This is a genomic window from Duffyella sp. Ts4 (genome assembly GCF_051851875.1).
Taxonomy (GTDB): domain Bacteria; phylum Pseudomonadota; class Gammaproteobacteria; order Enterobacterales; family Enterobacteriaceae; genus Duffyella; species Duffyella gerundensis.
In genome coordinates this window covers 51054-65699 of the sequence record NZ_JBLYPN010000017.1, presented here as the reverse complement: position 1 = coordinate 65699, position 14646 = coordinate 51054, and the positions used below count along the sequence as shown (strand labels likewise).

Genomic DNA, 14646 nt, shown 5'->3' with positions numbered 1-14646 from the left:
CAAACCCCCAAACCCCCAAACCCCCAAACCCCCAAACCCCCAAACCCCCAAACCCAACACTCCAAAACCCAACACTCCAAACCACCCGCTATAATTCCCTGCTCATGCCGCTCAGCGGCGCACGTTAATACACAGACAGGACGTTATGGATCAGCATCACATCACCGACATCATTGAACCCAATCTACGCGTGCTGTTTTGCGGCATCAATCCTGGCAGTTCTTCGGCGCATACCGGGTTTCATTTTGCTTATGGCGGTAATCGTTTCTGGAAGGTGATTTATCAGGCGGGTTTTACACACGAGCAGCTGAGACCGGAAGAGGAGATGCGGCTGCTGGAAACCGGCTGTGGCATCACTATGCTGGTTGAGCGGCCAACGGTGCAGGCCAGTGAGCTGGCAACGGCCGAGTTGCGCGAAGGTGGGGAGAAGCTGATGGAGAAAATCGCGCTTTATCAGCCCGCGGCGCTGGCGATCCTCGGTAAGGATGCGTTCAGAAAGGCGTTTCGACAAAGCAAAGTGGAGTGGGGCAGGCAGGCGATAACTATTGGTCGCACTGAAGTGTGGGTATTACCCAATCCCAGCGGCTTAAACCGAGCTTCGCTGGATGAGCTGGTCAGCGCCTACGGTGAATTGAATCAGGCATTGTCTGAATGGCAGGCATAAAAAACCCCGCGTTAGCGGGGTTTTTATATTAATCAGCCGGGCCGATTAATCATCAAGGAAGCTACGCAGCACTTCGGAGCGGCTTGGATGGCGCAGCTTACGCAGCGCTTTTGCTTCGATCTGACGGATACGCTCACGCGTTACGTCAAACTGCTTGCCCACTTCTTCCAGCGTATGGTCGGTGTTCATATCGATACCGAAGCGCATACGCAGCACTTTTGCTTCGCGAGCGGTAAGGCCAGCGAGCACGTCGTGGGTAGCGGAGCGCAGGCTCTCTGACGTTGCAGAATCCAGTGGCAGCTCCAGGGTCGTATCTTCGATAAAATCACCCAGATGTGAATCTTCATCATCACCAATCGGCGTCTCCATTGAGATCGGCTCTTTAGCGATTTTCAGCACCTTACGGATTTTATCTTCCGGCATCAGCATACGTTCAGCCAGCTCTTCCGGCGTCGGCTCGCGGCCCATCTCCTGCAGCATCTGGCGCGAAATACGGTTGAGTTTGTTAATTGTCTCAATCATATGTACCGGAATACGGATGGTACGCGCCTGGTCAGCGATAGAGCGGGTAATCGCCTGACGGATCCACCAGGTTGCATAGGTCGAGAACTTGTAACCACGGCGGTATTCAAACTTATCTACCGCTTTCATCAGGCCGATGTTGCCTTCCTGGATCAGATCAAGGAACTGCAAGCCACGGTTGGTGTATTTCTTAGCAATCGAAATAACCAGACGCAAGTTCGCTTCAACCATCTCTTTCTTCGCGCGGCGGGCTTTCGCTTCGCCAATCGACATGCGACGGTTGATATCCTTAACCTGCTCGATGGTCAGGCCGGTCTCTTCTTCAATCTGCAGCAGTTTTTGCAGGCTGCGCTGTACGTCGTCTGCCACTTCAAGCAGTTTTTCTGACCATGGCTTGTTCATCGCCAGAGCAGCTTTGAACCAGGTCTCGCTGGTTTCATTGCCGGTAAACAGCGTAATGAAGTTTTTCTTTGGCATTTTGCACTGCTCAACGCAGAGCTTGAGAATGATACGCTCCTGGGTACGCACGCGATCCATCATGGTACGCATGCTGTTAACCAGGTAATCAAACTGCTTTGGAACCAGACGGAACTGCTTGAACACGTCAGATAAGTTCTGGATCTCAGCGACGGCATCAGCATGGCTGCGGCCTTTTGCTTTGATCACTTTACGCGTTACTTCGTACTGCGTGCGCAGGTCGACGAATTTCTCACGAGCCAGCTCAGGATCGATGCTGTTATCATCATCAGAGCTGTCGTCATCTTCTTCATCTTCCTCTTCGTTTTCGTTACGTTCTGCTTCAGAAAGCTCAGAACCAACGTGCGTCGCGGTAGGGGCAATATCTTCTTCTGCATTCGGATCGACGAAACCGGTGATCAGATCGGAAAGGCGAGATTCGCCTGCTTCCACACGATCGTACTGCTCCAGCAGGTAGGTAATCGCTTCAGGATATTCAGCAACAGAACATTGAACCTGGTTAATACCGTCTTCAATACGCTTGGCGATGTCGATTTCGCCCTCACGTGTTAACAGTTCAACGGTACCCATTTCACGCATGTACATGCGCACCGGATCGGTTGTACGACCAATCTCAGATTCAACGCTGGATAAAACCTGGGCTGCAGCTTCCGCGGCATCTTCGTCAGTATCGGAGCTATTTTCATTTAGCATCAGATCGTCGGCATCCGGTGCTTCTTCAACCACCTGAATGCCCATGTCGTTAATCATCTGGATGATGTCTTCGATCTGATCGGAGTCGACGATATCTTCCGGCAGATGGTCATTGACCTCAGCATAGGTCAGATAGCCTTGCTCCTTACCACGGGTGACAAGTAGCTTAAGCTGTGACTGCGGGTTTTGCTCCATAAGACGGTATCCACACTTCTGTTAATTTGATTGGTGTCGGGTCAGCTAGGTCAGCCGACAATAACAGTTGAAAGCTTTTTGCTTATTGCCGCTGCTTTCGTTGCGGCTGCAGGGCCACGCCCTTTTTTAAATCGGCACTTAAGCCGCTTGGTGTTCGGTATTTGAGGCGATGTTACTTGCCATTTTCATGCCGGCGGCGGTGATAGCGATGCCGCACAGATTTCTACTGCTAGCTGTGTTAATTACAACTACTGGCAATACTATTTCTTAGCGAGTGCCTGATTGAGAGACCATAATTCGCGACGCTCTTCGGCATTCAGGCCGTGCGTGCGGTCTCGGGCAATCAGCTCTTCCTGACGCTGTTCCAGGGCGGAATCATACATTTTGGCGAGAGAATCCTGAAATACAGCCTCAGCTTCTTCATCCACTATCATATGGTTCCACGTGGCCAGAGTTTCAAGCGTCTGGCTAAAATTTGTTCCGCGATACAGCTCCAGCAGCTGGCCGGTAGTCAATCCCGGATGCGCGTTACAGGTATCCACTAATTCAATAAAAAGTGGTAAACCCGGCATGGTTGACTGCGCCAGACCTTGTAACGATGGCACCACTGCCGCCAGGCTTGGGTTTTGCACCAGCAATCCCACCAGAATGCGCATGGTGGTCAGCTTAAACTGCGGTGCGGGCTTCTGCACCGCGCCTTCTGCCAGTTTTGGCATCAGCTTATCGAGCTGGCTGTCGTCGAGAATACCCAGTTTCTTACCGAGTTCCTGACGCAAATAAATACGCAGCGTTTCGCCAGGGATCTGATTAAGCAGCGGCAGCGCCAGCGTGCTTAAACGTGCCCGACCATCGCGGGAACTGAGATCGACCTGCGGCAACAGCGAGTCAAACAGAAACGTGGAAAGGGGCATCGCATGCTCCATTCTCGCTTCAAACGCCGCTTTGCCTTCCTTACGAATCAGCGTATCGGGATCTTCACCGTCAGGCAGAAACATAAAGCGTAGCTGACGACCGTCATTCATGTAAGGTAATGCGGTCTCTAATGCTCGCCAGGCAGCTTCGCGACCCGCGCGATCGCCGTCATAACAGCAAACAACCTGATTTGTGGCGCGAAAAAGCAGCTGGATGTGGTCGGCGGTGGTCGAGGTACCCAACGAGGCCACGGCGTAATCAACGCCAAACTGCGCCAGCGCCACCACATCCATATAACCTTCCACAACCAACAACTTTGCAGGTTCTGGATGGTTCTTTTGCGCTTCGTACATGCCGTAAAGCTGACGGCCTTTATGAAAAATATCGGTTTCAGGTGAGTTTAAATATTTGGGAACGGCATCACCTAAAACACGACCACCAAACCCAATGACTCTGCCGCGTTTATCACGAATTGGGAACATCACGCGTTCACGAAAGCGATCGTAACTGCGGCCCTGATCGTTGGTAACCAACATGCCCGCATCGATAAGCGACTGACGATCTTCTTTATTCCGTGCAAATTGCTTGAGCGCGTTATCCCAACCGGGCGGGGCAAAGCCGATGGCAAAATGCTTGATAACTTCATCGCTGAGGCCACGCTGCGCGAGATACTCGCGTGCCGGACCCGCGGCGCTTTCAGTTAATGCGCGCTGATAGAAGGTGCTTAATCCTTCCATCAACTGATAAAGACTTTGACGCTGATGACGCTCCAGCTGAGTGGGGCCATTTCCCGCTTCGTACGGCACTTCCAGCCCATACAGCGTGGCTAACTCTTCGATGCTCTCCACAAACTCAAGCCGATCGAAATTCATCAGAAAATCGATGGCATTGCCATGGGCGCCGCAGCCGAAACAGTGGTAGAACTGCTTTTCACCGTTAACGGTAAAAGAGGGGGTTTTTTCGTTATGGAATGGACAACACGCGCTGTAATTTTTACCCTGCTTTTTTAGCTTCACGCGGGCATCGATCAGATCGACGATATCAGCGCGCGCCAGCAAGTCATTGATAAAAATGCGTGGAATTCGTCCTGCCATAAGCCCCAAATATTTAGCTCTTAAACGACAACAAGCCGCGCTTCCTTTCGGAAAGCACGGCCTCTAACTTGACTCTGTCTGCGTGGATCACGCGGTGGAGGCTACTACGCCTCCGGTACGATTTTTAGTACAGACGAGTGCGGCGTGCGTTTTCGCGAGCCAGTTTCTTGGCGTGACGCTTAACAGCAGACGCTTTAGCGCGCTTGCGTTCAGTCGTTGGTTTTTCATAAAACTCACGACGACGAACTTCAGCCAGAACGCCTGCTTTCTCGCATGAACGCTTGAAGCGACGTAATGCTACGTCGAACGGCTCGTTTTCACGTACTTTAATTACCGGCATGTAACTCTTACCCTCGATAAATTCGGTTTTGCGGCTGACGTTTTCAGCCAGCTGATTTCAAAATGGTGCGGAATTTTACTCCAACACAGACCGCGTTGTAAAGCGCCATGAACAATAAGAAACCAGCAGAAGCGGCTGCCCGATGGCAACCCTTGATATGGCGGAGGATCATACAGTAAAACATGCGTGATTTGCGGAGAATTTTTTCATCGTGCGGCTTTTTTCAGGCGCGCGGCGGAAATCTTGATCGGGCCGTTAAACGGCCTGTGCTACACTGCGCGCCGCAAGAGTGAGGTGAAATCATGCGTGTTTTAGGTATAGAAACATCCTGCGATGAAACCGGCATCGCAATTTACGATGATGCTGCGGGGCTGCTCGCAAATCAACTTTATAGTCAGGTAAAACTGCATGCCGATTATGGCGGTGTCGTGCCTGAACTCGCCTCGCGGGATCACGTGCGCAAAACCGTGCCGCTGATTCAGGCCGCAATGAAAGAGGCTCATTGCCAGCCACAGGATATCGATGCGGTTGCCTATACCGCCGGGCCTGGATTGGTTGGCGCGCTGCTGGTTGGTGCTACGATTGGACGCGCGTTAGCGTTTGCCTGGCAGGTGCCCGCGGTGCCTGTGCATCATATGGAAGGGCATTTGCTGGCACCAATGCTGGAAGAGAACCCGCCTGATTTTCCGTTTGTGGCACTGCTGGTTTCTGGCGGCCATACGCAGCTGATTAGTGTCACCGGCATTGGTGAGTACAGCCTGCTGGGGGAATCGATTGATGATGCCGCCGGTGAAGCCTTCGATAAAACGGCCAAGCTGCTAGGGCTCGATTATCCGGGCGGACCTCTGCTGGCTAAAATGGCACAGCAGGGCACGGCGGGGCGCTTTACCTTCCCGCGTCCGATGACCGACCGTCCGGGGCTGGATTTCAGCTTTTCCGGACTGAAAACCTTTGCGGCGAACACGATTCGCGGCAATGCAGCGGATACGCAGACGCACGCCGATATCGCCCGCGCCTTTGAGGATGCGGTGGTGGATACGCTGGCGATCAAATGTAAACGTGCGCTGGAGCAAACCGGCTTTTCACGGCTGGTTATTGCGGGCGGCGTGAGCGCTAACCGCACGCTTCGCGCGCGCATGGAAGAGGTCATGCAGGCACGCGGTGGTGAAGTCTTCTATGCGCGCCCGGAATTCTGTACCGATAACGGCGCGATGATCGCGTATGCAGGTATGGTCAGATTGAAAGGGGGAACGCGCGGTGAACTGAGCGTAAGCGTTCGACCTCGCTGGCCGCTGGCAGAGCTGCCAGCAATTTGATGACAGGCGGCGTAAGCCGCCTTTATTTTGTCTTCTTCTTCCAGATCTTCCCTTCTTGCCCCCGCCACAACCGCTGAATATTGTCGTGATGCCTGAGCAAAATCAGGCACGAGAGCATGGAAACCGGAAAGGTAAACTGTGGCTTAAACCACCAGACATAAAACGGGGCGATCAGCGCACTGACGATGGCACCCAAAGAAGAGTAACCGCTCAGCAGCACGGTCAATATCCAGGTACCTGCCATCAGACCCGTTAAGTCCCAGCCAATGGGTGCGATGGCACCTAACGCTGTCGCAACGCCTTTGCCACCACGAAAATGAAAAAACAGCGGATAGATGTGACCAAGGCAGGCCGCAATGGCGGTCAATCCCAGATAAACCGGCGTCACGCCAAGGCTCCAGGCGAGCCAGACTGGTAGCATGCCTTTCAGCACGTCAAACACCAGCACCGTAACCGCCGCTGCTTTGCCGCCCACGCGCAATACGTTGGTTGCACCAGGATTACCGGATCCATTGAGACGCGGATCGGGCAGCCCAGCCAGTTTGCATACCAGGATCGCACTGGAGATGGAGCCGCAAAGATACGCGAAAATAATCATACCAAGCGCGATTGCACTCATAAAACCGTTCCGTTCAGTAGGGGTCGTTTTGTTTACAGCATCTGTGGATAATACGCATATTCTGTCGGAAGTGATATCCGGCGAGGGCAAAAACAGAGAGCCGTATCATGGATATTGTATTTATAGAACAGCTGACGGTTTACACCACCATTGGCGTTTACGAATGGGAACAGAACATCCAGCAGAAGCTGGTGTTCGATGTCGAAATGGCGTGGGATAACCGTAAAGCGGCCGCCAGCGATCGGGTTGAAGATTGCCTGAGCTATGCCGATGTGGCGGAGGCGATCGTTGCGCACGTGGCAAATGGCCGTTTTGCGCTGGTTGAGCGTGTTGCCGAAGAACTTGCCACGCTGTTACAAACGCGTTTTACTTCACCCTGGCTGCGGCTAAAAGTCAGCAAACCCGGCGCGGTCGCGCAGGCAGCAAGCGTGGGCGTGATTATTGAGCGTGGAACGAGACGGGACTAATCTGAAATAAATCCAATGTGATTGCCATCACAATGAAACCAAATCACAGTACGGTCTGTCTTAGAGTGGTTTACAGACCTAACATGTACATTTCCTGGCGGTATCGTGCGAAACGACCGCCTTTTTAGTGAGTTGAAAACTAGGGTAGAGGACATTTGATGGCAGACATTCATCAGCTTTGGGTGGCAGCAATCCTGGGCGTTGTTGAGGGATTAACCGAGTTTCTTCCGGTCTCCTCCACCGGCCATATGATTATCGTCGGCCATCTGCTGGGCTTCGAAGGCGAAAAAGCAGAAACGTTTGAGGTGGTGATTCAGCTGGGTTCCATTCTTGCCGTGGTCGTGATGTTCTGGCGGCGCCTGTTTGGGCTCATCGGCATCCATTTTGGCCAGGTGAAGCATGAAGGCACCGGAAAAGGGCATTTAACCCTGATTCACATTCTGCTCGGCATGGTACCCGCGGTCGTCATTGGCCTGGTGTTTCACGATCAGATTAAAACGTTATTTAATCCGATCAACGTGATGTATGCGCTGGTGGTCGGTGGCGTGTTGCTGCTGGTGGCGGAATTTTTCAAGCCAAAACAGCCTAAGGCCGTTGGCATTGATGATATTACCTATCGTCAGGCGTTTATGATCGGTTGCTTCCAGTGTCTGGCCCTGTGGCCGGGCTTCTCCCGTTCAGGTGCCACCATCTCTGGCGGTATGCTGATGGGCGTCAGCCGTTATGCAGCATCAGAATTTTCGTTCATTCTGGCGGTGCCGATGATGATGGGCGCGACGGTACTGGATCTCTACAAGAGCATGGGCTTCCTGACCATGGCAGATTTCCCAATGTTTGCCGTCGGCTTCATCACGGCGTTCGTGGTGGCGATGATCGCAATCAAAATCTTCCTTGAGCTGATCAAGCGCATCTCTTTTGTGTCGTTCGCTATCTATCGCTTTATCGTGGCGGCTGCGGTGTATATGGTCTTCATGTAATGCTGAAGCGGCCAGTTACGCTGGCCGCTGATTTTCCCGCCAGCTTTCCAGCGCCGTGATACGGCGACGATGCAACTCTTCTCTGACATCCGATCCGGTAAATCCTGCTTCAACCACCTCTTTTGGCGACACCGCCTGCACCACCGCGAACGACGTACGCAGATAATCACCTTGTGGATAGGGATTATTCTCCAGCGTCGCCCGACCGCGGGCATCTGCTTCGCTGGTCAGAGCAATCTGCTCAACGCGCTGTGGCTTGCGCCAGGCATCAATACGATCGAACAGGCCGACCAGCGTTTCACTGCTCTGGCGCTCCACCGTGTGCACGATGTCATGGAATTCGGTGACCAGCAGAGAAAGATCGCGTACGTGATTCGGCACGCGCAAACGCTGGCACAGCTGTTCAACCACCGGCACGCCTGCCAGGCCATGACCATGATGACTCGGCCATTTCTCTGGCGGCGTCAGCGCCTTGCCAACGTCATGACAGAGCGTTGCAAAACGAATATCGATCTCTGGCGAGAGCTGAGCAGCAATCGCCAGCGTCATCAACGTATGAACGCCAGTATCGATCTCCGGATGCCATTTCGCTGGCGCCGGCACGCCAAAGAGTTTGTCGATCTCCGGGAAAAGCACTGCCAAAGCATTGCAGTCGCGCAGTACCTGGAAAAAGACCTGCGGATTGGGCGACTGCAGCGCGCTTTCTGTCTCTTTCCACACGCGTTCAGCCGTCAGATGCGCCAGTTCGCCGCTGGCTGCCATGTGCTGCATCAGCGCCATGGTTTCATCGGCAATACGGAAATTAAGATGAGCAAAGCGTGCGGCAAAGCGTGCCACGCGCAGCACACGCAGCGGATCCTCATTAAAGGCGGCAGAAACATGGCGCAGCACGCGCTGCTGCATGTCGTGGCGACCATTAAACGGATCGATGATATTGCCGTCGCTATCCTGCGCAATGGCATTAATGGTCAGATCGCGGCGTTGTAAATCCTGCTCAAGCGTGACGTCAGGTGCGAACCAGGTGATAAAGCCGGTATAACCCTGGCCCGATTTGCGTTCGGTACGTGCCAGGGCATATTCTTCGCGGGTTTTTGGATGCAGAAACACCGGAAAATCGCGGCCAACCTGTTGATAACCGGCTGCCAGCATCGCTTCCGGCGTCGTGCCTGTCACCACCCAGTCTCTGTCTTTAATCGGTAGATTAAGCAGGCCATCGCGGACCGCACCGCCGACCAGATATGTTTTCACAGGGCTCTCCTGATAAGTCAGATAATGCCCTCATTGTTACATAAAATCACTGACATTGCGGGCACGGCAAAGCAGAACATCAGATGATGCTCTGCTTCGGACAGACGAATTAACTCAGTTCATCCAGCGGTTATTTTGCTTCCGACGTGGAATCATATGCGGCAGCAGCAGGCCCAACAGCAGACCAACGCCCGCCACCCCGCCGCCATACATAAACCACTGCATGATGATGGTGCGCTGCTTATCATCGAGCTGCACATTGGCGGCGCTGACTTTCTTCTGCGCCACCACCAGCTCGTTTTTAAGCTTCTGATTCTGCTCTTTTAAACCATTGATGGTGCCGTCGCTGCCTGCCACTTTCTTCTGCATTTCGGCGGTGCGTTGATTCCAGCTGTTATCGATATTGTTGAGCTTGTCGGTAAGATCTTTAACCTGCTGCTGCAGAATCGGTACCTGCGTACGCAGGCTGGGATCGGCGCTGAGCTGCGTCATTGGGATCCAGTTAGTGTTGCCCTGCGCATCGCGAATCTGTGCATAGTTAGTGCTGCTGTTAGTTTGCAGCAGCGTCACTTCTTCGCCCGCATTCAACTTGCCTACCAGACGATACTGATCGCCGGGACCGCTGCGAACCCAGGTTGACAGCTCATCGGAAATGTAGCGTTTTTCACTGGCGTGGACGGATACGGTAACGCTGAAGGTCAGCAAAGAGAGCGCAATAAGAGTAATTTTTTTCATTCGATTTCGTTTTTGCAAGTGATCGGAAAAATTAACGGCACAGTCTGGAGACGCTTCACAGAAATCTGAATGAGAACTATCCTGGTCTCGGGCGCAGTGCGGCACTCCTCGCGATCGCGCAAGAAAGCTGAGACAGTAAGGGCTTATCTGCATTACTCTTTCTTTCGTGAAACTTTCCGTGCCAGTGAATTAGTGAATAAAAAATTATGACCATCGAAATCGAATTAAAGTTCATCGCAACGCCGCAGGCGATTGCTCAACTGCCCGCTTTTCTTGCCGCCTGGCCGCATCAGCATGCGCCCGCGATCGCCCTGACCAACATCTATTTTGAAACGGATGATCACCAGCTGCGTCGCTGGGACATGGGATTACGTATTCGCGGCGTTGAGCAAAAGTATGAAATGACGCTGAAAGGCAAGGGCGACAGCATCGGTGGGCTGCATCAGCGTGCTGAATATAATGTCGACATCGCGTCACCTGAACTCAACATCGCCCGCCTGCCGGCAGAGATCTGGCCGCAAGGTACCGATGTCGCCGCATTACAGGCTCGTCTGCAACCGCTGTTCAGTACACATTTCCAGCGTGAACGTTGGGTCGTGACCTATGGCAACAGCGAAATTGAAGTGGCGCTCGATCAGGGCGACGTAAAAGCTGGCGAGCTGAGCGAAGCACTGCATGAAATCGAACTTGAGCTGAAACAGGGTGAGCGTAACGATCTGCTGCAGTTTGCCACAGAGTTCGTTCAACTGGCGGGCCTGCGTCTGGGTAGCCTGAGTAAAGCGGCACGTGGCTATGCACTGGCGCAAGGCAACGCACCGCTGCCGGTAAAACCGGTGCCGCTGTTGCAGCTTGCGCCAAAAGCTACGGTAGAGCAGGGCATGGTGGCGATATTCCAGCTGGGACTGAAGCAATGGCAATATCACGAGGAAGTCTGGTTACGCGGTAATGCGGATGCGCAGCATGCGGTGGTGGAAGCACTGGAGATTGTGCGTCAGGGCTTTTCGCTGTTCAGCGCGTTGATTTCTCGTAAAGCGAGCAGTGAACTGCGTCAGAGCTTGACCGAACTGGAAGAGGCGCTGGCGGGCGAGCAGGTCGATGCACAGGAGATCTGCTTTACGCCGCTGTGGGTACAAACACAGCTGGCGTTAACGCGCTGGCTGGTGACGCAGCGCTGGCAGGCGTTTACCGATCAAAAAGCGCAGACCAAGCTCAATGGTTCATTTAAGCGCTTTGCCGATATTATGTTGGGCCGTATAGCAGCGAACATGAAAGAGACCATCAGCCATGTTCGTCAGCCCAATGAGTATCACGATAAAGCCCCTCGTCTGGCACGCCATCTCATTGCTGTTACGCTGCTGGCTGGCGCGTATCCGTCGACCGTGGCTGCATGGCAGGATAACTGGCGACAGCTGCTGTTGGCGATTGATGAGCATCAATACAATACGCTGGCCTGGCTAAGCAATCAGGCGCTCAAGCAGCCTGCTTTCTGGCTAAACGGCTCGGCACGGTAACGTTATCTGAAGTTTTGTTCAGGGAGGGATCATGACTATTCCTTTGCCACCGTTGCTGCAGGAGCAGTGGCGTAAAGCGGCCGAGCGTCTGGCGTTAGAGCCGGACAGCCTCAGCGATCGGCAAAAAGCGGTGTTTGCTGGCAGCGATTTTGTGGTGGACAACCTTGCTCACTATCCACAATGGGCGCAGGCGCTGGACGATCAGCCGCCGCAGCCCGCTGAGTGGCAGCATTATGCGGCATGGCTGGCACAACGGTTGGACCCTGTTCAGGATGAGAACGGCCTGATGCGCGAGCTGCGGCTGTTTCGCTGTGAAATGCTGGTGCGCATCGCCTGGATGCAGACGCTGTCGCTGTGCAGCACGGTAGACAGTTTGCAGCAGCTTAGCGCGCTGGCGGAAACGGTGATTGTTGCCGCTCGCGACTGGCTTTGGCACGCCTGCTGCGCCGACCTGGGGACGCCCTGCAATGCAGAAGGCGAGCCGCAGCCGCTGTTGATTCTGGGCATGGGCAAGCTGGGCGGGGGTGAACTCAACTTTTCATCAGATATCGATTTGATTTTTACCTGGCCGGAAAATGGCAGCACGCGCGGCGGCAGGCGTGAACTTGATAATGCCCAGTTTTTCACCCGTCTTGGCCAGCGGCTAATCAAGGTGCTGGATCAGCCGACCATCGATGGCTTTGTCTATCGGGTCGACATGCGTTTGCGACCCTTTGGCGACAGCGGACCGCTGGTGCTGAGCTTTGCCGCGCTGGAAGACTATTATCAGGAACAGGGACGCGACTGGGAACGCTACGCGATGGTTAAAGCCCGCTTGATGGGCGGTGGCGACGATCGCTGGAGCGAAGAGCTGCGCCAGATGCTGCGGCCTTTTGTATTCCGTCGTTATATCGATTTCAGCGTGATTCAGTCGCTGCGTAACATGAAAGCGATGATTGCCCGTGAGGTGCGGCGACGTGGCTTAACCGACAACATTAAGCTGGGCGCCGGCGGTATTCGCGAAACGGAATTTATCGTTCAGGTTTTCCAGCTGATTCGCGGCGGACGCGAACTTAGCCTGCAACAGCGCGCGTTGCTGCCGTGCCTGCAGGCGATTGAAACGCTAAATTTATTGTCCGGCGATCAGGTCACCGCGCTGCGCGAAGCCTACCTTTTTCTGCGCCGCCTCGAAAACGTTCTGCAAAGCATCAACGATGAACAGACACAAACATTGCCAGCCGATGCGCTAAACCAGGCGCGTCTGGCATGGGCAATGTCATGCGCCGACTGGACTGAGCTACAACGGCAACTGAACCATCATATGGCCTGCGTGCGCGCCATCTTTGATGAGCTGATTGGTGATGACACCCCAGAAATCGCCGACGGCAAAGCGCTGGATGAATACGTTGCCCTGTGGCAGGAGCCGCTGGAGGCCGACGATGTGCTTGCGCTGACGCCACAGTTAATGCCAGAGGCCAGGCATGGTCTGCTGCAAACCATCAATGATTTCCGTCAGGATGTGAATAAGCGCACTATTGGCCCACGCGGGCGTCAGTCTTTGGATCAGCTGGTGCCGCGGCTGCTCAGTGAGATTTGTGCACGCGACGATGCGGCGGTTGCCTTGCAACGCATCACACCGCTGCTGTTGGGCATCGTCACACGTACCACTTATCTTGAGTTACTAACCGAATACCACGGCGCGCTGAAGCACCTTATTCGGCTCTGCGCCGCATCGCCGATGGTTGCCAGCCAGCTGGCGCGTTATCCGCTGCTGCTGGACGAACTGCTCGATCCTGCCACGCTCTATCAACCCACCGCCACTGACGCTTATCGCGACGAGCTACGGCAATATTTGCTGCGCATCCCCACTGACGATGAAGAGCAACAGCTGGAAGCGCTACGGCAGTTTAAACAGGCACAGTTGCTGCGCATTGCGGCGGCTGATATTGCTGGCACCTTGCCAGTCATGAAAGTCAGCGATCATCTCACCTGGCTGGCGGAAGCGATCATTGAATCGGTGGTTCAGCAGGCGTGGAGCATGATGATTCAGCGCTACGGTCGTCCTTCGCATCTTAACGATGATGCGGAACGCGGCTTTGCGGTAATCGGCTACGGCAAACTCGGCGGCTGGGAATTAGGCTACAGCTCCGATCTTGACCTGGTGTTTCTGCATGAGTGCCCGGCTGATGCGGTAACCATCGGCGAACGCAGCATTGATGCTCGTCAGTTCTATCTGCGCCTGACCCAGCGCATCATGCACCTCTTTAGCACGCGCACCTCATCGGGCATTCTGTACGAAGTTGATGCCCGCCTGCGGCCATCGGGTGCGGCTGGCCTGCTGGTCAGTACCTTCAGCGCTTTTGATGATTATCAGCGCAACGAGGCGTGGACATGGGAACATCAGGCGCTGGTACGTGCTCGCGTAGTGTATGGCGATCAGACGCTGCGCCAGCGTTTTGATGAGATTCGCCGCGATATTCTGTGTCTGAAGCGTGAAGGGGAGCAGTTGCAAACTGAGGTGCGTGAGATGCGTCAGAAAATGCGCGCGCATCTGGGCGGTAAACACAAAGGACGCTGGGATTTAAAAGCGGATGAAGGCGGCATTACCGACATTGAATTCATTACACAATATCTTGTCCTGCTGTACGCTGCCGATGAGCCCAACTTAACGCGCTGGTCCGACAATGTGCGCATTTTTGAACTGTTGGCGCAATACGGCAAAATGGACGAACAGGAAGCGCAGGCGCTAACGCACGCCTACGTGACGTTGCGTGATACTTTGCATCATCTGGCGCTGCAGGAACTGCCTGGCCATGTGGCTGCTGATGCCTGGCTGGCGCTGCGCCAGCAGGTTCAGCAAAGCTGGCAGCGCTGGTTATTACCTGCTTAACCCCATG

At 54.1% G+C, this 14646-nt stretch carries 12 protein-coding genes; 6 read left to right on the top strand and 6 right to left on the bottom strand.

Annotation, left to right across the window (positions count from 1 at the left end; genetic code table 11):
• The first annotated feature begins 145 nt into the window (after window positions 1-145).
• Window positions 146-664 carry a G/U mismatch-specific DNA glycosylase gene (gene mug / locus ACJY2L_RS18085; RefSeq protein WP_439213744.1) on the top strand — a complete coding sequence of 173 codons (519 nt, stop codon included), beginning with the start codon at window positions 146-148 and terminating at the stop codon, window positions 662-664.
• A 45-nt stretch (window positions 665-709) separates the two neighbouring features.
• Here the strand turns inward: mug and rpoD are convergent, their stop codons facing one another.
• The 3 genes from rpoD to rpsU form a co-directional block, all read right to left on the bottom strand.
• Window positions 710-2551 carry an RNA polymerase sigma factor RpoD gene (gene rpoD / locus ACJY2L_RS18080; RefSeq protein WP_067427599.1) on the bottom strand — a complete coding sequence of 614 codons (1842 nt, stop codon included), beginning with the start codon at window positions 2549-2551 and terminating at the stop codon, window positions 710-712.
• 260 nt (window positions 2552-2811) lie between these two features.
• Window positions 2812-4557: a DNA primase gene (dnaG, locus tag ACJY2L_RS18075; protein WP_439213743.1), complete on the bottom strand. Its 1746-nt coding sequence runs from the start codon at window positions 4555-4557 to the stop codon at window positions 2812-2814.
• Between the two features lie 124 nt (window positions 4558-4681).
• Window positions 4682-4897, bottom strand: coding sequence for a 30S ribosomal protein S21 (rpsU, locus tag ACJY2L_RS18070; protein ID WP_001144069.1), 216 nt, complete (start codon window positions 4895-4897; stop codon window positions 4682-4684).
• A gap of 302 nt (window positions 4898-5199) precedes the next feature.
• Between rpsU and tsaD the strand changes: the two genes are divergently transcribed.
• Window positions 5200-6213 carry a tRNA (adenosine(37)-N6)-threonylcarbamoyltransferase complex transferase subunit TsaD gene (gene tsaD / locus ACJY2L_RS18065; RefSeq protein WP_439213742.1) on the top strand — a complete coding sequence of 338 codons (1014 nt, stop codon included), beginning with the start codon at window positions 5200-5202 and terminating at the stop codon, window positions 6211-6213.
• 22 nt (window positions 6214-6235) lie between these two features.
• Here tsaD and plsY read toward each other — a convergent pair whose 3' ends face one another.
• Window positions 6236-6832: a glycerol-3-phosphate 1-O-acyltransferase PlsY gene (plsY, locus tag ACJY2L_RS18060; protein WP_067427602.1), complete on the bottom strand. Its 597-nt coding sequence runs from the start codon at window positions 6830-6832 to the stop codon at window positions 6236-6238.
• A gap of 107 nt (window positions 6833-6939) precedes the next feature.
• Between plsY and folB the strand changes: the two genes are divergently transcribed.
• Window positions 6940-7299, top strand: coding sequence for a bifunctional dihydroneopterin aldolase/7,8-dihydroneopterin epimerase (folB, locus tag ACJY2L_RS18055; protein WP_439213741.1), 360 nt, complete (start codon window positions 6940-6942; stop codon window positions 7297-7299).
• Window positions 7300-7457: 158 nt separating this feature from the next.
• A complete protein-coding gene (bacA, locus tag ACJY2L_RS18050) occupies window positions 7458-8276 on the top strand; it encodes an undecaprenyl-diphosphate phosphatase (RefSeq protein ID WP_067427606.1) in 819 nt (272 codons plus the stop codon).
• Window positions 8277-8291: 15 nt separating this feature from the next.
• Here the strand turns inward: bacA and ACJY2L_RS18045 are convergent, their stop codons facing one another.
• Both ACJY2L_RS18045 and ACJY2L_RS18040 read right to left on the bottom strand, forming a co-directional pair.
• Window positions 8292-9524, bottom strand: coding sequence for a multifunctional CCA addition/repair protein (locus ACJY2L_RS18045; protein ID WP_439213739.1), 1233 nt, complete (start codon window positions 9522-9524; stop codon window positions 8292-8294).
• A 114-nt stretch (window positions 9525-9638) separates the two neighbouring features.
• Window positions 9639-10259, bottom strand: coding sequence for a TIGR04211 family SH3 domain-containing protein (locus ACJY2L_RS18040; RefSeq protein ID WP_439213738.1), 621 nt, complete (start codon window positions 10257-10259; stop codon window positions 9639-9641).
• Window positions 10260-10465: 206 nt separating this feature from the next.
• On the opposite strand from ACJY2L_RS18040, the gene ACJY2L_RS18035 reads away from it, so the two are divergent.
• Together ACJY2L_RS18035 and glnE are read left to right on the top strand one after the other, a co-directional pair.
• Window positions 10466-11770 carry a CYTH domain-containing protein gene (locus ACJY2L_RS18035; RefSeq protein ID WP_439213737.1) on the top strand — a complete coding sequence of 435 codons (1305 nt, stop codon included), beginning with the start codon at window positions 10466-10468 and terminating at the stop codon, window positions 11768-11770.
• A gap of 31 nt (window positions 11771-11801) precedes the next feature.
• Window positions 11802-14639 (top strand): bifunctional [glutamate--ammonia ligase]-adenylyl-L-tyrosine phosphorylase/[glutamate--ammonia-ligase] adenylyltransferase, encoded by a 2838-nt coding sequence (gene glnE / locus ACJY2L_RS18030; RefSeq protein WP_439213736.1) that lies wholly within the window; start codon window positions 11802-11804, stop codon window positions 14637-14639.
• Window positions 14640-14646: the final 7 nt, after the last annotated feature.

Coding starts and splice junctions, on each gene's coding strand:
- mug (WP_439213744.1), top strand. CDS start 146: ATGGATCAGCATCACATCACCGACATCATTGAACCCAATCTACGCGTG.
- rpoD (WP_067427599.1), bottom strand. CDS start 2,551: ATGGAGCAAAACCCGCAGTCACAGCTTAAGCTACTTGTCACCCGTGGT.
- dnaG (WP_439213743.1), bottom strand. CDS start 4,557: ATGGCAGGACGAATTCCACGCATTTTTATCAATGACTTGCTGGCGCGC.
- rpsU (WP_001144069.1), bottom strand. CDS start 4,897: ATGCCGGTAATTAAAGTACGTGAAAACGAGCCGTTCGACGTAGCATTA.
- tsaD (WP_439213742.1), top strand. CDS start 5,200: ATGCGTGTTTTAGGTATAGAAACATCCTGCGATGAAACCGGCATCGCA.
- plsY (WP_067427602.1), bottom strand. CDS start 6,832: ATGAGTGCAATCGCGCTTGGTATGATTATTTTCGCGTATCTTTGCGGC.
- folB (WP_439213741.1), top strand. CDS start 6,940: ATGGATATTGTATTTATAGAACAGCTGACGGTTTACACCACCATTGGC.
- bacA (WP_067427606.1), top strand. CDS start 7,458: ATGGCAGACATTCATCAGCTTTGGGTGGCAGCAATCCTGGGCGTTGTT.
- ACJY2L_RS18040 (WP_439213738.1), bottom strand. CDS start 10,259: ATGAAAAAAATTACTCTTATTGCGCTCTCTTTGCTGACCTTCAGCGTT.
- ACJY2L_RS18035 (WP_439213737.1), top strand. CDS start 10,466: ATGACCATCGAAATCGAATTAAAGTTCATCGCAACGCCGCAGGCGATT.
- glnE (WP_439213736.1), top strand. CDS start 11,802: ATGACTATTCCTTTGCCACCGTTGCTGCAGGAGCAGTGGCGTAAAGCG.